At 45.6% G+C, this 21,363-nt stretch carries 12 protein-coding genes, 3 tRNA genes, 2 rRNA genes and 3 pseudogenes (1 of these 20 cut by a window edge); 12 read left to right on the plus strand and 8 right to left on the minus strand.

What is annotated here, in order from left to right; all coding sequences use genetic code 11:
• The first annotated feature begins 71 nt into the window (after positions 1 to 71).
• The 6 genes and pseudogenes from BDI_RS19700 (at position 72) to BDI_RS21315 (ending at position 6,467) form a co-directional block, all read left to right on the plus strand.
• Complete coding sequence (locus BDI_RS19700) at positions 72 to 653, plus strand: K(+)-transporting ATPase subunit C (RefSeq protein WP_012056231.1); 582 nt, start codon at positions 72 to 74, stop codon at positions 651 to 653.
• A 31-nt stretch (positions 654 to 684) separates the two neighbouring features.
• Complete coding sequence (locus tag BDI_RS19705; protein ID WP_005858477.1) at positions 685 to 1,455, plus strand: hypothetical protein; 771 nt, start codon at positions 685 to 687, stop codon at positions 1,453 to 1,455.
• Between the two features lie 13 nt (positions 1,456 to 1,468).
• Positions 1,469 to 2,590 carry a sensor protein KdpD gene (locus tag BDI_RS19710; RefSeq protein WP_005858479.1) on the plus strand — a complete coding sequence of 374 codons (1,122 nt, stop codon included), beginning with the start codon at positions 1,469 to 1,471 and terminating at the stop codon, positions 2,588 to 2,590.
• A 10-nt stretch (positions 2,591 to 2,600) separates the two neighbouring features.
• Entirely contained in the window at positions 2,601 to 4,319 is a 1,719-nt protein-coding gene (locus BDI_RS19715; protein ID WP_012056232.1) for a sensor histidine kinase, read from the plus strand.
• Between the two features lie 28 nt (positions 4,320 to 4,347).
• Positions 4,348 to 5,694, plus strand: a complete 1,347-nt coding sequence (locus tag BDI_RS19720) for an aspartate kinase (protein ID WP_008779450.1) — start codon at positions 4,348 to 4,350, stop codon at positions 5,692 to 5,694.
• A 350-nt stretch (positions 5,695 to 6,044) separates the two neighbouring features.
• Positions 6,045 to 6,467 (plus strand): annotated as a pseudogene (locus BDI_RS21315) (ATP-binding protein).
• A gap of 152 nt (positions 6,468 to 6,619) precedes the next feature.
• On the opposite strand, the pseudogene BDI_RS21440 reads toward BDI_RS21315, so the two are convergent.
• Both BDI_RS21440 and BDI_RS19740 read right to left on the minus strand, forming a co-directional pair.
• Positions 6,620 to 6,834 (minus strand): annotated as a pseudogene (locus BDI_RS21440) (site-specific integrase); the annotation flags it as partial.
• A gap of 251 nt (positions 6,835 to 7,085) precedes the next feature.
• Positions 7,086 to 7,158, minus strand: a tRNA-Phe gene (locus BDI_RS19740).
• A gap of 215 nt (positions 7,159 to 7,373) precedes the next feature.
• On the opposite strand from BDI_RS19740, the gene BDI_RS19745 reads away from it, so the two are divergent.
• Complete coding sequence (locus BDI_RS19745) at positions 7,374 to 8,489, plus strand: DUF4852 domain-containing protein (RefSeq protein ID WP_012056233.1); 1,116 nt, start codon at positions 7,374 to 7,376, stop codon at positions 8,487 to 8,489.
• A gap of 76 nt (positions 8,490 to 8,565) precedes the next feature.
• Here the strand turns inward: BDI_RS19745 and thiL are convergent, their stop codons facing one another.
• The 6 genes from thiL to BDI_RS19775 are packed head-to-tail and all read right to left on the minus strand — an operon-like array spanning position 8,566 to position 17,841.
• On the minus strand, positions 8,566 to 9,594 hold the full coding sequence (gene thiL / locus BDI_RS19750; protein ID WP_005858417.1) for a thiamine-phosphate kinase: 1,029 nt from the start codon (positions 9,592 to 9,594) through the stop codon (positions 8,566 to 8,568).
• Between the two features lie 7 nt (positions 9,595 to 9,601).
• Positions 9,602 to 10,711, minus strand: a complete 1,110-nt coding sequence (gene lpxK / locus BDI_RS19755; protein WP_012056234.1) for a tetraacyldisaccharide 4'-kinase — start codon at positions 10,709 to 10,711, stop codon at positions 9,602 to 9,604.
• Positions 10,712 to 10,721: 10 nt separating this feature from the next.
• Positions 10,722 to 12,470: a signal peptide peptidase SppA gene (sppA, locus tag BDI_RS19760; protein WP_080504993.1), complete on the minus strand. Its 1,749-nt coding sequence runs from the start codon at positions 12,468 to 12,470 to the stop codon at positions 10,722 to 10,724.
• 30 nt (positions 12,471 to 12,500) lie between these two features.
• Entirely contained in the window at positions 12,501 to 13,451 is a 951-nt protein-coding gene (locus BDI_RS19765; RefSeq protein ID WP_012056236.1) for a DUF4922 domain-containing protein, read from the minus strand.
• Positions 13,448 to 14,908 (minus strand): glycosyltransferase family 2 protein, encoded by a 1,461-nt coding sequence (locus tag BDI_RS19770; protein WP_009276081.1) that lies wholly within the window; start codon positions 14,906 to 14,908, stop codon positions 13,448 to 13,450. The genes BDI_RS19765 and BDI_RS19770 overlap by 4 nt, the downstream gene beginning before the upstream one ends.
• Entirely contained in the window at positions 14,905 to 17,841 is a 2,937-nt protein-coding gene (locus tag BDI_RS19775; RefSeq protein ID WP_012056237.1) for a xanthan lyase, read from the minus strand. Before BDI_RS19775 ends, BDI_RS19770 begins: the two co-directional genes overlap by 4 nt.
• A 119-nt stretch (positions 17,842 to 17,960) precedes the next feature.
• Here BDI_RS19775 and BDI_RS21490 point away from each other — a divergent pair.
• From BDI_RS21490 to BDI_RS19795, 5 genes and pseudogenes are all read left to right on the plus strand, one after another.
• A pseudogene (locus BDI_RS21490) lies at positions 17,961 to 18,071 on the plus strand (integrase); the annotation flags it as partial.
• A 1,028-nt stretch (positions 18,072 to 19,099) separates the two neighbouring features.
• Positions 19,100 to 20,626 (plus strand): 16S ribosomal RNA (locus tag BDI_RS19780).
• A gap of 149 nt (positions 20,627 to 20,775) precedes the next feature.
• Positions 20,776 to 20,849: transfer RNA gene (locus tag BDI_RS19785), tRNA-Ile, on the plus strand.
• Positions 20,850 to 20,859: 10 nt separating this feature from the next.
• Positions 20,860 to 20,933 (plus strand) — tRNA-Ala (locus tag BDI_RS19790).
• Between the two features lie 106 nt (positions 20,934 to 21,039).
• Positions 21,040 to 21,363 (plus strand): 23S ribosomal RNA (locus BDI_RS19795); it runs 2,555 nt beyond the window's last position.
• The 16S and 23S rRNA genes sit together here with 2 tRNA genes alongside, the layout of an rRNA operon.

Below are 21,363 nucleotides of genomic sequence, written 5' to 3' on the forward strand. Positions count from 1 at the left end.
CAATATTAAAAACCTTCCTCCCTCTGTATGAAGATAGGAGGAAGGTTAAGAAAATAAAACAATAATTCATTATGATATCAAATCTTTTTAAATCATTAAGACTGACAATTGCATTTTGTTTGTTCTTCAGTGTTTTCTACATCTTCGTTTTGTGGTTGTTTGCCCAAGTGGCAGGACCGAATAAAGGTAATGCTGAACTGGTTACATTGAATGGAAAAGTAGTGGGGGCCGCCAACGTTGGTCAGAATTTCACGCAAGATATTTATTTCTGGGGACGTCCTTCCCATGCTGGTGATGGTTACGATGCATCCAGTTCGGCAGGTAGTAACAAGGGACCTTCCAATGAAGAACATTTAGCTTTGTTGGAAGAACGTATTGATACATTCTTGGTTCATCATCCTTACCTAACCCGTGAAAAAGTTCCGGCTGAAATCATCACAGCCAGCAGTTCCGGTTTGGATCCCCATATCTCACCGAAAGCGGCTTATGTACAGGCCAAACGTGTAGCGGACGCTCGTGGATGGTCGGAAGAAAAGGTCATGGGTATCGTCAATTCTCATGTTGAGAAACCGTTATTGGGTATGTTCGGAACGGAGAAAGTAAATGTATTGAAATTAAATGTTGCGCTTGATCAAGCATCAAATAACAAATAACAAATTTTAATAAGTCAATTAGATTTAGGTTATGAAATCATTCGTAAAAAAAGTAGCAGCCTTGGCAATTGTATTCTCAATGGCATCTTCTACGTTGGCTAATGCACAGGAAGAGGATGGTAAAGTAAGTTTTTCTGTGCAGGGAGATTTGGTAAGTTCCTATATTTGGCGTGGTTTCTACCAGACTGGTGCTAGCTTCCAGCCGACACTATCACTGGGGGTAGGTAATTTCTCTTTGACAGCCTGGGGATCTACCGATTTTCAGGGAGCAAACTCTACATCTATGCCTGCGGCTAAAGAGATAGATTTAACGGCAGCGTATACATTCGGATCAGCTGGTCCTACATTATCTGTCGCTAGCTTATGGTGGGCAGGGCAAGGCTCTTGCCGTTATTTTAACTTCAAAAGCCATGAAACAGATCACCATTTTGAAGCAGGTTTGGCTTACACTTTGCCTATTGAGAAGTTACCTTTGTCTATCGCCTGGAATTTCATGTTTGCCGGTCAAGACAAAGATGAAAATGGAAACCAAAACTATTCTTCTTATGTGGAGTTGAATTTTCCATTCACAGTGAAGGGCGTCGATCTGAATGCAACTTGTGGTGTTCTTCCGTATGATGCGGGAATAACTACGTATGGAGGTGATGTAAATAGTGGATTTGCAGTAACGAATGTTGCATTGAAAGCAACGAAAGATATCAAAATCACGGATTCTTTCTCATTACCTATTTTTACACAGGCAATTTGGAACCCTCGCATGGAGGATGCCCATCTTGTCTTGGGAATTTCTTTAAGACCTTGATATAATAATACGCATGGACCGAGAACAAAGTGTACAACATTTTTTAGATTTGTTGAAAAAGTCTCGTCGTGGCAATTTTAAAATCTACATCGGCATGATTGCCGGTGTAGGTAAATCGTATCGGATGCTATCAGATGCCCACCAATTACTGGAAAGCGGTATCGATGTCAAGATCGGTTATATAGAAACACATGGGCGAGTCGAGACGGAGGCATTGGTGGAAGGATTGCCTATCATCCCCCGCCGCAAGATATTTTATAAAGGAAAAGAGATCGAAGAGATGGACTTGCAGTCGATTCTCAGTATCCATCCTGAAGTTGTCATCGTTGACGAATTGGCTCATACCAATGTCGAAGGCAGTAAGAACGAAAAGCGTTGGCAGGATGTCATGGATATACTGGATGCCGGTATCAGTGTGATCACGGCGGTCAATATTCAGCATATAGAAGGACTTAACGAGATGGTGCAGGACGTGGTTGGCATTGAGGTCAAGGAACGTATTCCTGATATCGTACTGGAGCAGGCTGATGAAGTGGTCAACATAGACCTTACTGCTGACGAACTGCTGGCTCGGTTAAAAGCCGGAAAAATATACAAACCCGATAAGATACAAACAGCATTAAATAATTTCTTTAAGGCTGAACATATTCTTCAGCTTAGGGAGTTGGCATTGAAAGAGGTAGCTTTGCGGGTAGAAAAAAAAGTGGAGAATACCATTCCAGAGAATCTCGGCGTACGCCACGAAAGGTTTATGGCCTGCATCAGCAGTAATGAGAAAACTCCCCGTAAGATCATACGGAAAGTCGCACGGTTGGCAACCCGATATAATTCCAAGTTTTTTGTACTGTATGTACAAACCCCAAGAGAAAGTTCCGACAGGATTCCGTTGGCAAGTCAAAGGCATTTGCTTAACCATTTCAAGTTGGCAACGGAACTTGGAGGAGAAATCATTCAAGTGCAATCCCCACATATAACGGATGCGATCGTACAGGCTTGTAAAGAAAAGCAAATCAGTACGCTATGTATCGGACGACCAGCTTTAAAATATCCTTCCGCTATCCTTGCGATGGTCCACTATCGGAACATGTTAGAAGAGTTGGCTCAATTAGGCATTGATTTAATAATATTAGCATAAAAATCCTTCCATGAATATGAATATAAAAACAAAGTTGACTTATGGGATAGGACTTTTATTTGTCCTGATCACTTTATTAGGTGGATTGGCTATAAAAAACATTCATAATGTATCGGATGACACGCAGAATATCCTAGCGGATAATTATAATTCACTCCTTTATTCCCGTCAGATGCTCGAGTCACTGGATGCCATTCGGGAAAATCCGAATGCTCGAAAAGAGTTTGAGGCCGGGTTGGAAGCTCAGAAAAAAAATCTGACAGAGAAGGATGAAGACGTACTAACCAACCGATTAAGTTCGAACTGTGAAAAGGCGTTGGATGACATGGATGATGAATCGATTCGGCAGATACGCCAGACGATTTATACCATTATGGCAGTCAATATGTCTGCCATTTATGAAAAGAATGAAGTGGCTGTCCATACGGCGGAAAGGTCTCTCTTTTGGATCTGGACGGTAGGAATTGCTTGTATCGTGATCGCCTTCCTCTTTCTGGCTCGCCTGCCACGCTCGGTCAGCGTACAGATCCAGAAATTGACGGATGGCATCAAGGAAATCACCAATGCCAATTACAGCAAACGGCTCAATTTGGGCAATGAACCGGAGTTTAAGGAAATAGCCACGTTGTTCAACGAGATGGCCGAGCGCTTGGCCGAATACAGGAACAGTTCGCTGGAAGATATCCTGCAAGGGAAAAAATATATAGAAACAATTATCAACAGCATTGCAGAACCTATCATAGGCTTGAGTAAGGAACGGAAGATTTTGTTTGTCAATGACGAGGCTTTGACTGTTTTGAATTTGACACGGGAAAACATTATCGACAAACCGGCTCCCGAAGTGGCGTTAAAAAATGATCTGCTGCGCCGTTTGATCCGCCAGTTGGTACATCCCGATGACAATAAGGATCCGTTGAAAATCTACGCAGACAACAAGGAAAGCTATTTTCAAGTAAAATACATCCCGATCAACGTTAACAGGCAGACTGGACTGGAGAGTAAGTATGTCGGGGATGTGATCCTGTTGAAGAACGTGACCGAATTTAAAGAAAAAGATATTGCAAAGACAACCTTTATTTCAACGATCTCTCATGAACTGAAGACACCGATATCTGCTATCATGATGAGTTTGGAACTGCTGGAAGACAATCGGATCGGAAAACTGAATACAGAACAGGAGAGCCTTTCCAAGAACATAAAGGAAAATAGTGACCGTTTGTTGGAGATCACTGGCGAATTGTTGAAGATGTCACAGGTAGAAAGCGGTAAGCTCTACCTGAATCCGAAGATTACCAAACCGATCGAACTGATCGACTATGCCATCAAGGCGAACCGGGTACAGGCCGAGCGTTTTAACTGTCAGATCGAAGTGGAGTATCCTGAAAAGATCACCAAATTGTTTGTCGACAGCGAGAAAATTGCTTGGGTTGTGACCAACCTGTTATCGAACGCCATCCGTTATTCGTCGGAGAACGGACGGATTATCATCGGTGCACGACAGATCGACAAAGCCGTCGAGATCTATGTCAAGGACTTCGGAAAGGGCATTGACTCGCGTTACCACGAAAGTATTTTCGACCACTATTTCCGTGTGCCGGGAACAAAAGTACAAGGTAGCGGTTTGGGACTTGCCATCAGCAAGGACTTTGTGGAAGCTCATGGTGGTACGATCCGTATCGAAAGCGAAGTCGGTAAAGGTAGCACGTTCGTGATCAGATTCAATGTATAAAAAGTAAAATCAAAAATCAGATAGTCTAATGAAAGTATTAAAATTTGGTGGTACTTCAGTCGGTTCTGCCCAGCGGATCAAGAATGTCGCATCAATCATTTGCGATCAGGAACAGAAAATAGTAGTACTCTCTGCCATGGCAGGGACAACAAACTCTTTAGTGGAGATATCTGAGTGCTTCCATAAGAAAGATCCGGAAAAAGCCAATGCGGTCCTTTCTTCCTTGGAGCAGGCTTATGTCAATCATATAGAAGAATTATACCGGAGCGATGTCTACAAGGAAAAAGCCATGCAATACATGCTCGAACGGTCTCAACATGTCTGGTCTTTCTCTAATATGCCTTTCAGCATGTTCGATGAAAAGGAAATCTTGGCGCAGGGTGAGCTAATATCAACCTTTCTGATGACCTGCTATCTGGAAGAACAAGGAGTGAAGGTAGTTTTATTGCCTGCGTTGAACTTCATGCGGATTACAATGGACAATGAACCGGACATGGAATATATCGCTAAACACCTAAATACACTTTTGGAGCAAAACAAAGAGGCAGAAATATATATTACGCAAGGTTTCATCTGCCGGAATGCTTACGGCAGCATTGACAACTTGGAAAGAGGAGGAAGCGATTACACCGCCTCTCTAATTGGGGCGGCTATCCAAGCAGAAGAGATACAGATATGGACGGATATTGATGGGATGCACAACAACGATCCACGGTTTGTCAATGACACCGCTCCTGTTAGGCAGTTGAACTTCGACGAAGCCGCTAAGTTGGCACATTTCGGTGCCAAGATACTACATCCGACTTGCATCCTGCCTGCCAAGGAAAAGAACATACCGGTACGTCTCTTGAACGCATTGCAGCCAAGTGCGTCGGGTACATTGATCTCGAACACGGCGGAAAAGGGTGCGATCAAAGCTGTTGCCGCCAAAGACAACATCACGTATGTCAAGATCAAGTCGCTCCATATGATACCGACACCTCATTTTCTGAGCATCGTGTTTGATACGTTCTATAATTACAATACGCCGGTGGACATGGTGACCACTTCCGATATCGGGGTTTCCGTAACGATTGATGATGACAAGCATATAGACGAGATTGTGGGTGTATTACGGAAATACGCAACGATTACAGTCGAAAAGAATATGGTGATTGTTTGTGTTGTTGGTGACCTGGAATGGCAAAATGTCGGTTTTGAGGCACGCATCATCAATGCATTGAAAGATATTCCCGTACGGATGATTTCATACGGCGGAAGTAGTAGTAATGTATCGTTGGTGATGAAAGCGGAAGATAAAGTGCATGCTTTGAAGGCGCTTAGTGAGCACTTGTTTTCCGTATCAGACAAACCTGTGTTATCATCCGTTTCTTAAAAGAAAATTAAGATTAATAGTTGAGCATATTTGTTTTTTGATTTGTTTTAGAAATGAAGCAGAAGCAGTCTTTTTTTGTAGAGACTGCTTCTATTTTTCGGTAATAAACAATGAAAATTCTTCTGTGTATTGACAGGTGGAAAATCTGGTATAAACTGTCCCCCCATTATCCTATCTAAAGAGTCCCCCAAAATCCAATTTAAATTGCCCCACCCCAAAAAACATTAAAAGAGTTACAGAATCAGTTCATAATTCTACATTAATCTATTAAATAGACAAAACAGATAGTATTCCCAATAAATCAATCAGCATGAACAAGATTTGTCAAGGAGGCGTGCGACTTGTTTGTCATGGGAAGCTCCGGTACAGGAAAGAGCTACATTACCACAGCCTTGGGATACAGAGTCTGCCAGAAAGGATTGAAAGTGCTGTATGCCAATACTTCCAGACTTTTAGGGCAGTTGAAGGCCACCAAGGTAAAAGGTAGCATCCTGTAGGAGCTGAAAAAGATAGAAAGGACGGATATGCTTATACAGGATGATTTCGGCTTGCAGCCGTTGGACAACGGAAGCAGAATGCATCTGATGGACATCATCAAAGACCGATATGGTAAGAAATCAACACTGATTACATCACAATTGCCGGTCAAAGACAGGTATGATGTCATCGGCAAGAAGACAATAGCCGGCGTAGTCATGGACAGAATAACTCACCAAGCCGCAAGAATTGAGCTGCACGGAGAGTCCATACACAAAATTTGCGGGAAGAAATGAATGATTATATTGGCAGTAAATAAAAATTATAAACCCAGCACAAATCGAAAACTAATAAACTGATTATGTGATATTTTTTTGTATTTTAGGAAAAATAAATCGGGGGTCAATTTAAGTTGGATATTGGGGATCTGTTTCATTGGAGTTTCCAAGTTGTCGTTATACTCCTTGAACACATTGTATAATGTTTTGAAAGTTTCGTCCTTTTCCTGATAGCGGTTTACTATGGCACGTGCGGAGACAATCTTTTCCTCCAATTCCAAGTCTTGGTAAATCTGATAGAATTTCACACGCAAAGGTACTTTCCCGTTTTTAACGGTTTACTACGCTTGATGAAGAACAACACGCTGAATATTTCTCTTTCCATACGGCTCAATTTTTAATGATACAAAATTAGGAAATCGAACCGAGAACCTGGTTATGTAAAATAGATCAACGTGCTGTAAAAAAACGAAGTAGCACTTGTGTTGTGTAACATTTTAGGCTTTCTAAAACCGTCCCCCGAATAAGGACGTGCCGTCTGCTTCAATCCCACTTATTTTGCCTATTCTTGGAAATGAAAAATCCCTGAACTTGTTTGAAATTCAGGGATTTACATCGTTTTTCTTTTCTTAAAAGTGGTGCCACCAGGAATCGAACCGGGGACACAAGGATTTTCAGTCCTTTGCTCTACCAACTGAGCTATGGCACCATCATGTCGTTTTGTATATCGTTGTTTCGATTACGGGTGCAAAGATACGGACTTTTTTGATATATGCAATAGGTGGCGGTGGATTTTTTGAAAATATTTGAGGGTAGAGGGGGAATTAGCTGCTATAAGCAGGGTAAATAGGGGGAGCGTGTAGATAAATATGGATTTTTACTTATTTTTGGAAGCGGGTAGAGAATGATTAATAAGCTATAGATATGAAGAAAGTAATTTGGAGTATTGTTTTAAGTTGGGTATGTTTGGCATTTGCTGCTGGGATAGGAACTCGTGATGCGGTGTCTGCCTGTGATGGGAAAGTGTATAAAAAAGGGGATAAGATTATGTTTGGTGTCCCTAAGGTTTCCGGATATTTGTTTGTTAGGACGTTTACAAAGGATGGGAAGATTTCTACGATGCCGAAAGAGAATCTGGCTAGTCAAGAGGCGGTGATCGTTGATATTCCAGATTACGATAAGAAACTCTTTGAGGGTATGGGCGTTTATTCTGAGGTAGAAACGCATCCTCTTGTCGTGGTAGAACTGGATGGACGGCGTCTTTGTATAAATATTAATGATGCGCTTAGTCAAGGGAATATTGTTTCGGAATATTTTAAAAGCGAAGTTGAAGGTATGGTCGATTTAACGTCCGATCTCTTATTTGTTTATGCGCTTAAATTAAATAATGTGACAGTTGATGACGATGTGATAGTAAGGTATATGGCTCATTGTGATAAGAATCTGGTAGAGAAAAATCAAGCCGATCCATTTACTATGGCGGATCTTAAGAAAGAATATGCCGCTAAATTGGAAAAGGCGTTAGGGGACGTTGATTTTAGTAAGGTGTTTCGTATTGAGAGTCAGTCGGAGATGTTACAATATGATATGGATAAGCAGATCTTTCCATTAAAAGGGTTGTGGTGCCCACAAATTAAGACAGACCAGCCGGATGCGTTGGCTAAGATTGGCTTTTGTAAATGGGATGATTGTGTCTTTCGATTTGTGAATATACCAGAGTTCATGAATGTCCCTTGTGAGACGGCTCGTGCGAAAGGGTTTTATGATATGAGGAAAGTCGGAAAAGTGCCTACTTATAATACGCCGCTGGCTACTTCTTATACTTATATCCGTTTCTTGGATAAGAAGGTACAGCTTCCCGAGAAAAAGAATAAGGTCTATCATAACGGTGATATAAAGAGTATGTCTTTGGCTGATTTGTATGGGAAAATGGCTATAGAGGCGCAAATTATAAAGATGGATGTTTATCACTTACCTTTCTTGAAGATAAGTGATTTTGAACTCTTCTATAATTATTTAGGATCCATTGAAGTGAAATAATAGGAAAACGGTCCGTCCCCCAATAAAAATGAGACGGACCGCTTTGCATTCGTGAATTCAGAGCGGATATTTCTTTTTAGTTTAGTGAGTTCCAACCTTGCGCCTTAAGCTCGACTTCACCTCCGTCACGACCGACAAGATAATTGCCTAACTCCGGCTTTGTTATATGACCGATCACCTTAATACCTTTCATTTCCGACACCTTATCATGATCTGCTAAAGGAACAGTGAATAAGAGTTCATAATCCTCACCTCCATTCAATGCCGCGGTTATCAGATTCATGTTAAACTGCTCTGCCATGGCTGCGGTTTGGTAATCGATAGGAATACGATCTTCGTAAACTCGGCAACCTACATTACTTTCTTTAGATATATGAAGCAACTCCGAAGAGAGGCCGTCGGAGATATCCATCATGGAGGTCGGAACGATTCCAGCTTGGTCAAGAACCTCGACAATGTCTTTGCGGGCTTCCGGTTTTAATTGGCGTTCCAACAAATATTCTTTACCAGAGAAATCGGGCGTGAAATCTTTCTCCCCATTAAATATGCTTTTCTCCCGTTCCAGTAATTGGAGACCCATGTAGGCGGCCCCTAAATCGCCGGACACGCAAATAAGATCGGTCTCCTTGGCTCCGTTTCGATAGACAACTTTACCTTTCTCTCCCTCGCCTAGGCAAGTGATGCTGATCGCTAACCCTGTGCGTGAGGCGGAAGTGTCGCCACCAACGAGATCTACGTCATAGATATCACAAGCGAGTTTAATGCCCTCGTAGAATTCTTCGAGATCTTCTACACAGAAACGTTTGGAAATACCCAATGATACCGTAATCTGTTTCGGGCGGCCGTTCATGGCGTAAATATCGGAGAAGTTTACGACTGCGGATTTATAGCCGAGATGTTTCAACGGCACATACATCAAATCGAAATGAATACCTTCCAGCAAAAGGTCTGTCGTAACCAATACTTGCTTGTCTGTGTAATCTAGTACGGCTGCGTCGTCACCAACACCTTTCAACGTACTCGGATTTTTAAGTTCTATTTTATCGGTGAGATGACGGATTAACCCGAACTCTCCCAAAGTCGATATTTCTGTTCTATTGCTCATAAGATTGTTAACGTAATATAGGATGATTCTTTATTCTTGTATCAATATGTTTAACTATTAATTCTTGAAATTGTTTTTCCCGATCCATACAGAAACCCACCGTAATAGGCAAACAATATAAATGAGAAAACCATTCCATGGGAAGCGAAGGAAGGTCACGGAGTCGGGCGGCATCTTTCTCCGTGATGATTATCAATTTACTTGTAGAAGTCAACCGCTTGAAGGCCGTTTGTATTTTCTGGATGTCATGCCGATCGAAGGCGTGATGATCCGGAAAGATCAATGAGGTGACATGCTCCGTATATTTATGGATCTCTTTTTCGAGAGGTGCCGGGGATGCGATACCGGATACCAATAAAACCTCTGTAGTAGAGGCCAGCCCTTTTAATGTGCGTCTGGGGGCTTTACCGGAAAAGACGGGTTCCAGCTCCCCGTAAAGAATACGGCTGAAATAGAGCTCTTGATAAGCTGAGAGATGTATATCCTCCTCTATGATCCGGAAGTCTATAGGTTGTATGCATGACTCACATTTCGTGACAATGATCACGTCCGCACGTCGAGCGCCATCCATAGGTTCCCTTAAACGGCCTGCGGGCAAGAGCCTATCTTGCGTATAAAGACGGTGGCAATCGGTTAAAAGGATGTTCAGCGTGGGGGCGACGTATCGATGTTGAAAGGCATCGTCCAGCACGATCACATCCGGGCGCTTATTCTCTGGCAGAGCCAATAGATTGCGGATACCCCTGCGGCGATCAGCGTCTACGGCAACGAGAATATCTGGAAACTTACGTTTCATTTGGTACGGCTCGTCACCGATATCCTTGCTGGTACTTCGCTGATCGGCCAACAAGAAACCGGAGGTTTTCCGTTTATAGCCACGGCTGAGTACAGCTACCCGGTATCGGTCTTTTATCAAACGGATGATGTATTCCGTATGAGGAGTTTTTCCGGTCCCCCCGACAGTCAGGTTCCCCACGCAAATAATAGGCAGATCATACCGCTCTGTCCGAAGGACTTTCCAGTCGAACAGCTGATTCCTGAATCTCACCCCGATTCCATAAAGGAAAGAGAATGGAGTGAGGAGTTTATTGAACTTAATCGTATGATCTGTCAGCATGGTCCAGTTATTATAACGGTTTCATATCGTAAGGCATACGAGCTTGGATTCCGCAATTCGTCTTGATATTATTCAACGTCTTGAAGTACTCGAACTCATTACCCAATACATTTTTGACGATAGAGAGTTTCACCTCTCCGAGCTGGCTTTCCAAGAACTCGTCCAAGAAATTCTTGGAACCGCTGACGGTAGTTACGCTATACTGATCCAGATCAGCCAACCCCGCCGCTGTGCTTATAGCTAATTCAATACCGCCCAGCTCATCGACTAAACCTCTTTCTTTCGCTTGCTCACCCGTCCATACCCGTCCTTGTCCGATAGCGTTGACCGCTTCGGTAGTCATACCTCTACCTTCGGCGCAGCGGGAAAGGAACGTTTGGTAGCCTCTTTCCACGTATCCCTGTATCAGTGCTTTCTCACTCTCGGTCATGGGACGGGAGAGGTCTCCTAAGTCCGAGAATGTGTTCGTCTTTACGATGTCCGTGGTCAACGCTAGTTTCCCGAATAATCCGGAGGCGTTCGGGAACATGCCGAAGATGCCGATGGAGCCGGTCAACGTATTCGGTTCGGCGATGATCTTATTAGCGGCGCATGAGATATAGTAGCCTCCCGAGGCAGCTACGTTGCCCATGGAAACGACCACAGGTTTCACCTTTTTCAACTCGACAACTTGACGCCATATCTGCTCGGATATATAAGCGCTACCTCCCGGGGAATTCACACGGAATACCACGGCTTTCACGTCATCATTGTTTTTTAGCTTGATAAGCTCATCGGCCATTTTCTCCGTGATACTTTGTTCGATATCGTAAAAGTTGCCGGGTGTTTGCGCCTTAATCTCGCCTTCGGCGTAAAGTACGGCTATCTCCGGGGCGTTTTTGGAGGGTGAGGCCTTGAGGGTTTTCATTTGAGCTAAGTTGGCCGATCTCAGTTTCTCTCCATTTTGTCCGGCTAGCTCTTTGACGTATGCTTCTACCTCCGGCTTATACTTCAATTCGTCTATAAAGCCACATTCTACCGTTTTCACAGGGTCTGCGAAGAAAAGCCCCTCATTGGCGTAATGGTTGATATCGTTCACGCTGATGCCGCGTGATTCGGCGATGCCTTCGGCTATATTATCCCAGATGGTGGAGATATACGATTGGATTTGCTCCCGGTTCGCCTCGCTCAGCTTATCCAGCATAAAAGGCTCCACGGCACCTTTGTAGGTACCTACCTTAAAAATCTGCATCTCGATACCTACCTTATCCATCAGTCCTTTGTAGAATAGGGTTTGCGAGGCGAGTCCCGTCAATTCAAGGATGCCTTGCGGATTCAAGAATACCTTATCGGCTACGGAACAAAGGAAGTAATTCCCTTGCGTGAAATTATCGGCGTAAGCTACCACGAACTTGCCGCTTTCCTTGAAGTCTATCAGCGATCGGCGGATTGCCTCCAAGCTGGCGCTACCCGAGGAGAGAAGCCCCGATTCGATATAAATCCCCGCGATCTTGTCATTCTGTTTCGCTATCCGGATCGTCTCGAGCAGGTCCTTCAGTGACAGCATGTTTTCCTTGTCGCCCATCAAGGCAGAGAATGGATTCTCCGCCGGGTTATCCGCTAGCGTCCCGTCTAGCTTGATCTTGAATACCGTATTGCTCTTGGGGGTGTAATCAGGTGTGCTACCTACGGTGGCGATATATCCTATAGTCATGGATATCAATACCGTCAGGATTATTCCCATTGCCAACATAACGCCTAGCGTTGAGGCAAACATCATTTTAAAGAATTGTTTCATATCTATTGAAAACTAATTAGATGACAAATGTACGAAAATTTCCTCTACGTCCCGGTCGTTGAGGCATACTTGTTGGTAAACATCTCGCAGAAGCTCCGGGTTGATCTTTTTGAAATCTTTTTCTAAAGGGGTGATGAAAAGACCTCCGATATCGGCAGCTCCCGGGCTGGACAGGAGATGGTCGTTCCCCTCAGCCTCGTATTGCCATGGGCGGTGGCGTTTACGAGGGATTACCGTGATTACCCAATTATTATCGTAATAGGAGCCGAAGATATTCATCATCGGCTCGGGCTCACCGGGAAGTATCGGCAAAGCGGCGTAGATCTTTTTGAAGAGCCGGGTGGCGGCTTCTTCGGTGGCGGCTTGGATGACGAGGCCGGGGCGGAGGTTGCCGGTGAGTGGGTATATACGGTTGTCGTATACACTCGCATACGATTGTCGTATAAATTGGGTTACCTCTTCATCCAGCGGCATGATGCCTCGTGTCACTGCTTGGAAGTGGGCATGATCCGGTGCCGAGGCTCCGCTACGGGGTCCATTGTAGAAGACGGTGAAGGGAGCGAGTCTCCTTGTCAGTTCCAAGAAGTCATTCCATTGCGGCAATATCAGTTGCGGAGTATGTTTCCGGGTAGGGATCGTGAAATGCTGGGGGAAGATCGGGTAGGGGTTGCACAATACCAGATGGCGAAAGCCGAAAGGCAGCCGCTCCTGTTCCACCGGCAGGTTCTCGGGACATAGGAAGCATTTGCGTTCTTTTAGGGATCGGGCATCTACCTTGGCCCCGGTGGAAACAATACGGGCGGGATTGAATTGCGCACGTATCGAGAACCCTCCCATATCGAAGGATTTTACTTGCACGGCCTCCAGCGCCTTATAGTTCTTCTCGGCCAATGGCCATGTCACGAGTTGCTTGGACAGTAATTCGGTCGCTTGCGATGAGCTGACCCAGTTGTTTGGTTTCATTGTCTTTCCATGTTTAAGCGGGCCTCGAGTTCCCAAGTCCTGATTTTATCCTTATATATATTATGGTTGTTCATTTTCACGACATCCAATGAGGCGTCGGAGTTATCTTCCCAACGGCGGCAAAGGTACAGCACGTCGTAGATCCGCCCGATCGGGTACTCGCGGCTGATACGTAGGCCGAGGGCGTAATCTTCTCCGTAACTGGTGTTCGGGAGGTTTAGTTTCCGTAGCAAGGGTGTATAAAAGGCTCGGGGCGCTCCAAGCCCGTTGATGCGGAGGGCGTTATTGCGGCCGTTCTCGGGAGTCCATTCTTTATGGTCGATAATTCCGGGCGGGATGGTTCGCATATCGAAATCGGTCATTCGGTAGGTTCCGACCACCATGGCGCATCGCTGCTCGTAGAAGGCTTCCACGATCTTACGCAGGGTATGCTCGTCACTGTATACATCATCACTATCCAATTGGATGGCGAACTTGCCGCAAGCCGAATGGTGTATTCCTATATTCCAGCACCCCCCGATGCCGAGATCGTCACGCTCCGGCTGGATATGGATAATACGAAGGTCCGTGGCGGCGATCGCTTGGATTCGCTCGGAGGTGCCATCCGTGGAATGATTATCGATAATGATTAGGTTGAAAGGGAAGGACGCCTCTTGTCGCAGTACGGAACGGATAGCGTCCTCGATCGTCCGTACACGGTTACGTACAGGGATAATAACGGAGGCTTCCGTTTGAAATGTCTGCTCGTCAAAACGGACTGGCTTGAAATGAGGGGGCAAGTAGCCGCCTATCATCTTTAAATGATCTGTACAGGCGGCTTCCATCTCGATCTGTACGGAGCGGTTCTTGGGATCTACATAGTCGAACATCTTCTCTCCGGATTTCCGTAAATCATTCTCTACTTCTGTATATAGATATTCGTTGATATGCGTCAGCGGAGCGTTTTGGGAGACTTTCAGGCGCAAGTCGTAGAGTCCGGCGAATGTATATTCCGTATCCATGGAGGCTATGGCGTTTTGTAGCGTGGAAGAACGATAGAGTAGGAGGGAGCCGAAATTGAAATCATCCCTAAGACTTCCTTTCTGGTAATCGATCACCGGATGGGGGTTGAGTTTGCCCTCCTTCTTCTCGTAATAATCGGAGTAAACCATACCGGATCTCGTATCGTCGGCGATGGCGACAAAACGCTCTAGGGCATACATGCCTAATTGAAGCTCTTCAGTCTTCGTATAAATTAACGTATAATGGGCACTGGCATAGCCGGCTATTTCCCGGAGGGTCTTCGTGCTCCATATATTCTCCGTGCGGATTAAGTTGCAGGGATAAATAGCCTTGGCGTGGGGATCGTCCGTGATTAGATAGATCTGACTCACTAAGGACGACTCGGCCAATTGCGCTACCGTTTGTCGTGTAGCCTCTATTTTTCCATAAGGGATAAAGCAATTGATTCGTTTCATTGTATATACTGTATTTTATTTTGTTGTTGAATGGAGAAAAAGCGTAAGATGGACTCCATGAGTCGATTTCGTTCCGACGGTGTTTGAAGTGCCTCAAACGGGAAACCGAGCGAACAAGTCCGATATTTCCCTTCATAAACGATTCCCGCCCCGATATTGTTCTCCGGATATCTCAAGATGGTATGGGCGAGCTTATCCGCCGGAAGTACACCGTCTACCGACTCGATCGAGTAGCAAATAGGGTTCGGACGTGTCCGGAACGTGTATCTGCCGTTTATATATCCGTAAGGGGATGCGCAACTGTTTACGATTCCCTCCTTGCTGGCATTACGGCTAGCCAACTTCCCTTTTAGTACCTCCTCGACGAACGTACGGTCTTGTGCGTTGCCCCAGCTGTCGGAGAAAAGATTCGTCCCGCTTACAAGCAAGTTGCCGCCTTGGGCAAGGTAGCTGCGAAGCGTATCCTGTAAAACGGGAGTGATAACCGGTTGGCGCTGTTTTCCTAAAATCAAGTCAATAATCGGATACGTATCCGGCTTTACGACTCCCTCGGCCAAAGATTTATGGCTACATGAGACAAAGGAATAACCGGTCCCGGCCATGGCCTGCCCATGTATGAAAGGATAATCGAAGGTATTGCCCGCTATGACTTGGCCTGCGTAATTGTTGTAACTATCCCCATGCCCGTTATTATCATTGCTGTTCCATGTGGCGGAACGGCGGAATTCGAATTGATCCCCGATAAATGCGATATCATTCAGATAAGGTACTCCCCGGTCGACGGCATAAAGAAAGCCGGCTAAACTATCCGTCGCACTCTCGAAACTGGCTGGACCACTGATCCTGTCGAATCCATTGACGATTAATACCGTCTTATCCTTTTCACCTTTAGGAGACCGGTAAACACTTACGATCTCGGAAGGGAAACTGATGCCTCCCTTATTTACGGCAGCTACCTTATAACTATGGATAATACCCGCCTCAATTGGAAGAATGATTTCTTCTCCTTTTACGAGCGTCCCGTTATCGAATCCACCGCTGTCTTTTCGACTATAAAGGATATAGGCGGTTGGTGAGGCACTCTCCTCAAGAGTATCCTGTACGGCTTTCCAGCCGATTCTCACTTTATTCGTTTCTACGAGCTCCGTATACAGACGATCAGGTGGGAGCGGTTGTACGATAGGCTCCTGTTTATTCTGGAAACAGATATAACGGAGCATCCCTTTATAGATCGCCCTACAGATAAGGAAATGGAAGCGTGGGTCTAACCCGTAACGCATATCGGCGAAGTTTTGATGGGATAGTAATTCTAATAGCATCGTTGGGACATCGGGAATACGTGCCTCTATATAAGATTGATTCCACATGCCCCGGCGGCTCCATTGAGGATTGTAAACCTTGCGGACATCGGACAGGATCTGTGTTTGGATCATGTCGGTTAGGTCTCTGGCGATCTCCCGGCTTTTCCGGTTGGTGTAGATTCCGTCGTTGCTTTTAGACATATAGATGCCGAGTGTCCCTATAATTGAGTCATCCGGGGTGGTTCCTGCGTCGGAATGGAATGCGAAGGCCATGTCGATAGGGATATGGGTCTGTTCTTTTAAATAATTAACCCATCGGGGACGTGCGTAAATGTCGTCTTGATAATCATTGTGGAAAGCGCTTTTCGAATAGATACTATCTGGCATTCCCGCCCATTGTAGCCAATATCGGGCCGCCTCGGTAAACCGTGGATACCCGCTTGTCTCTGCTTCTATCGGATAGGGACTTTCTAGCGGGCTACGTGCGATGTTCCCCATGCCGCCACCGATCTTGATTGCGTCTGCCGTGATAATCTTTCCCGATTTATTGCTTTGATTCGTCAATACGATTCTCTCATGGGCTTTTCCATATGCCGTGAATTTGAAATTTCCCAGATAGATCCAAGTTCCACCCCCCATCGTTTGATTGACGGCGATCGTGGTTTCCCCTCCGGCATGATGGATGGTATACAGTGCCTGCTCTGTGCTGTTCGGAAAAGATTGATAGGAGGCATAGACTGCGTAATTCCCCGATTCCGGAATTTCGGGAATCCACTCGATGAGACTTTCTTTTCCTTTCCTCTGTGTGACCGTCTGCCGATAGGTGCCTTGCGTAAAAGGGTTCTCCCCATTCGTATAAGTAGCTTGAATATGCCCAAATCCGGCTTTCTCCCCATCCGACCAAGCTTTCTCTCCATCCAATTCCTTATACTCGGATCCCGGAGTAGAGCGATCATTGTCGATAATGATTTCGTGTATTTGAGTGTCCCTTTCCCGGGGGATAAGAATAGTCGCTCCTGCGTTTTCAAGCATCGGGGTCAGATAAGGAAGAACAAAACTCTGCGTAAATAAGTCCTCCACGGTGCCGAACATGCGAGCCCGTTGCCATTCCCAGCGATGGGCGGTCTGGGCGTAATATAAACCATGGCTTTGCCAAAGGGCGATATGACGGTTTTGTAATCCGTTTTTTATCTCATGAGGGGTGGATAGGCTACGGGTTAGCGGGTATTTACTCTCTTTAATGGAGTATAGCCTCTTTTTGTTGGGACGTCCTTTTCTGTCGTATTCGGGAATCAAGCTCTCAATGTCTGTATCTCGGGTCAAGATGACGATCTTGGAGGCATTGGGGAATAGGGGAGCTATACTTGCGTAAAGCTCAGAAACGTTGTATTCCCGAAAAGGGATGTCCTCCAAAGCTTCATTGGCGAAAAGCGTGACTTTCTTCTTCTGTATGAGGATGGAGTCAATCTTAATGGTGCGTGAAGACACATATTGCCTTGCGAAAGAGTTTAGCTTTTGATCTAATTGCTTTTTTAAGCTTTCACTATCCTGCCCTTCTGCCGGAAAGCTCCAGAGAAAAATGGATAGTAAGGATATGATGATCCTAACAGGATAGGAGAGTTTTTCTCGCATATTTTTATAAATATTATTGGCTGTCTTATTTCTACAAATTTACGGAAAATCTCCGTAATAACCTTATAAAAAGCCCAGATTGGCGCAATTAAAATTGAATATGAAGAAGGTAGGGGCAAATTGTGGATATTGGGAGAAGTCAAATTTATGTGAACGGCAGCAAGGAGAAGAACGGATTTGTCCCTATCATGGGACGGGTAGCGATTAACGGGACGATGGTGCGGTTCAGTTCAGTTGCGAGCGAACTATTCGTGTTCATGGTCAAGACGCCTATCTGGGGAATGATTATCCCTTCTTGAAGTGTCGGGTTTGCGATAGTATCTCAATGGGAAACGGTGGTAAAGTCAATGGGATAGAGGTGTTATCTCAATGACTTTACGGCCGTGTCCCATAGGCTTTTTTTGTATCCCTGATAAGTTGGTAGGGGATGGTTCAGGGCGCAAAGGGCGCATCTTTGCGAGGTTTGTAAAACTTTTATATTATAAAAAAATTAGCGTCTTACTTATATATAGATGGAGTAATATATTTTTTTTTGTAAAATGTTTTTGCGAACACGTAAAGATGCGCCCTAATGCGCCCTGTGATTTTTTTGGAAGATTTTCTTGATGTCTTAAAGTATAGATAGACAGTTGTTTATGTAATACTGTTCTCTTAGCCCTTTTTTAGTCTTTGGGGCGATATAATCGGCCTAAACTCACATTGTACGTGGCCCAAAAGCACGTGTACAGAGCGATTTTCTCGTGATTCCATGAGCAGAAAGCCGTTTTTCCCGTGTGATTTCCTCTCGTCGCCAGGACCTGTTTATCGTTTTTATACGTGTAAAAGCACTCGTGAGAGCCCTGTTTTCGGTACACGTGGTGACTCGTAAGTTAAAAAAGAGCGTCACGTATTATTTCAATGTACGCAATCCCCCTCATGAAAAAAATATTGCAAAAAAAATCCGAAAAAGTTTGGAGGTTATGTTTTATAACACTACTTTTGCACCCGCATTCGAGAGAGAACGCCGGTACAAAATGATGAAACAAACTTTTAGAAAAAAAGTTCCGGAATAATTTGGAAGTTTAAAATAAAAGTCCTTATCTTTGCAGCCACGTTCGCAAAACGAAAGCGACAGAAGAGTTCTTTGAGAGATTTACATAATTCAACAAGTAGTACAAGTATTGGAGAAGAGATTCTCCGGATTAATACCGTCAAAAGAAGTATGACTTTGGACTACGATAAACGGATTCCGGAGCGAGGATATTAAGAAACAATTTAAACAACGAAGAGTTTGATCCTGGCTCAGGATGAACGCTAGCGACAGGCTTAACACATGCAAGTCGAGGGGCAGCGGGGTGTAGCAATACACCGCCGGCGACCGGCGCACGGGTGAGTAACGCGTATGCAACTTGCCTATCAGAGGGGGATAACCCGGCGAAAGTCGGACTAATACCGCATGAAGCAGGGATCCCGCATGGGAATATTTGCTAAAGATTCATCGCTGATAGATAGGCATGCGTTCCATTAGGCAGTTGGCGGGGTAACGGCCCACCAAACCGACGATGGATAGGGGTTCTGAGAGGAAGGTCCCCCACATTGGTACTGAGACACGGACCAAACTCCTACGGGAGGCAGCAGTGAGGAATATTGGTCAATGGCCGAGAGGCTGAACCAGCCAAGTCGCGTGAGGGATGAAGGTTCTATGGATCGTAAACCTCTTTTATAAGGGAATAAAGTGCGGGACGTGTCCCGTTTTGTATGTACCTTATGAATAAGGATCGGCTAACTCCGTGCCAGCAGCCGCGGTAATACGGAGGATCCGAGCGTTATCCGGATTTATTGGGTTTAAAGGGTGCGTAGGCGGCCTTTTAAGTCAGCGGTGAAAGTCTGTGGCTCAACCATAGAATTGCCGTTGAAACTGGGGGGCTTGAGTATGTTTGAGGCAGGCGGAATGCGTGGTGTAGCGGTGAAATGCATAGATATCACGCAGAACCCCGATTGCGAAGGCAGCCTGCCAAGCCATTACTGACGCTGATGCACGAAAGCGTGGGGATCAAACAGGATTAGATACCCTGGTAGTCCACGCAGTAAACGATGATCACTAGCTGTTTGCGATACACTGTAAGCGGCACAGCGAAAGCGTTAAGTGATCCACCTGGGGAGTACGCCGGCAACGGTGAAACTCAAAGGAATTGACGGGGGCCCGCACAAGCGGAGGAACATGTGGTTTAATTCGATGATACGCGAGGAACCTTACCCGGGTTTGAACGCATTCGGACCGAGGTGGAAACACCTTTTCTAGCAATAGCCGTTTGCGAGGTGCTGCATGGTTGTCGTCAGCTCGTGCCGTGAGGTGTCGGCTTAAGTGCCATAACGAGCGCAACCCTTGCCACTAGTTACTAACAGGTTAGGCTGAGGACTCTGGTGGGACTGCCAGCGTAAGCTGCGAGGAAGGCGGGGATGACGTCAAATCAGCACGGCCCTTACATCCGGGGCGACACACGTGTTACAATGGCGTGGACAAAGGGAGGCCACCTGGCGACAGGGAGCGAATCCCCAAACCACGTCTCAGTTCGGATCGGAGTCTGCAACCCGACTCCGTGAAGCTGGATTCGCTAGTAATCGCGCATCAGCCATGGCGCGGTGAATACGTTCCCGGGCCTTGTACACACCGCCCGTCAAGCCATGGGAGCCGGGGGTACCTGAAGTCCGTAACCGAAAGGATCGGCCTAGGGTAAAACTGGTGACTGGGGCTAAGTCGTAACAAGGTAGCCGTACCGGAAGGTGCGGCTGGAACACCTCCTTTCTGGAGCTTCAGGATTCCGTACCGAGGTCATACGAGGTATTGATCCCTTGTGCTGCTGTTGAGATTATGTTTATTATATAGATCAATGACCGGAAGGCCGGTCGGAGAGAAAAAGATGAAGCTGGGACGTAAGTCTTGGCAAAGTTGACAGTCCTATAGCTCAGTTGGTTAGAGCGCTACACTGATAATGTAGAGGTCGGCAGTTCAACTCTGCCTGGGACTACTCCGAATGAGGGGGATTAGCTCAGCTGGCTAGAGCATCTGCTTTGCACGCAGAGGGTCAACGGTTCGAATCCGTTATTCTCCACACATCCCGCGAGGGAAAGAGGATCTTTGACATGTTGGACATCAAAAAGAAGAAACAAGTAGAGCGAGCTTAAGATATATCAACCCGTACGTAAAGTACGAGGTGAGAGAAAGTAAGCAAGGGCAGACGGTGGATGCCTTGGCTCTCGGAGGCGACGAAGGACGTGATAAGCTGCGAAAAGCCCGGGGGAGGCGCAAATAGCCCTTGATCCCGGGATATCCGAATGGGGCAACCCGGCAGGCTGAAGGCCTGTCATCCCGTAAGGGAGGCGAACGTGGGGAACTGAAACATCTAAGTACCCATAGGAGGAGAAAATAAACAATGATTCCGTAAGTAGTGGCGAGCGAACACGGAAGAGCCCAAACCCATGTCGTCTAGGCGACACGGGGGTTGTAGGACCACGACGTGGCAAGATAGAGTCAAGTGGAAC

This window comes from Parabacteroides distasonis ATCC 8503, assembly GCF_000012845.1.
GTDB lineage: Bacteria > Bacteroidota > Bacteroidia > Bacteroidales > Tannerellaceae > Parabacteroides > Parabacteroides distasonis.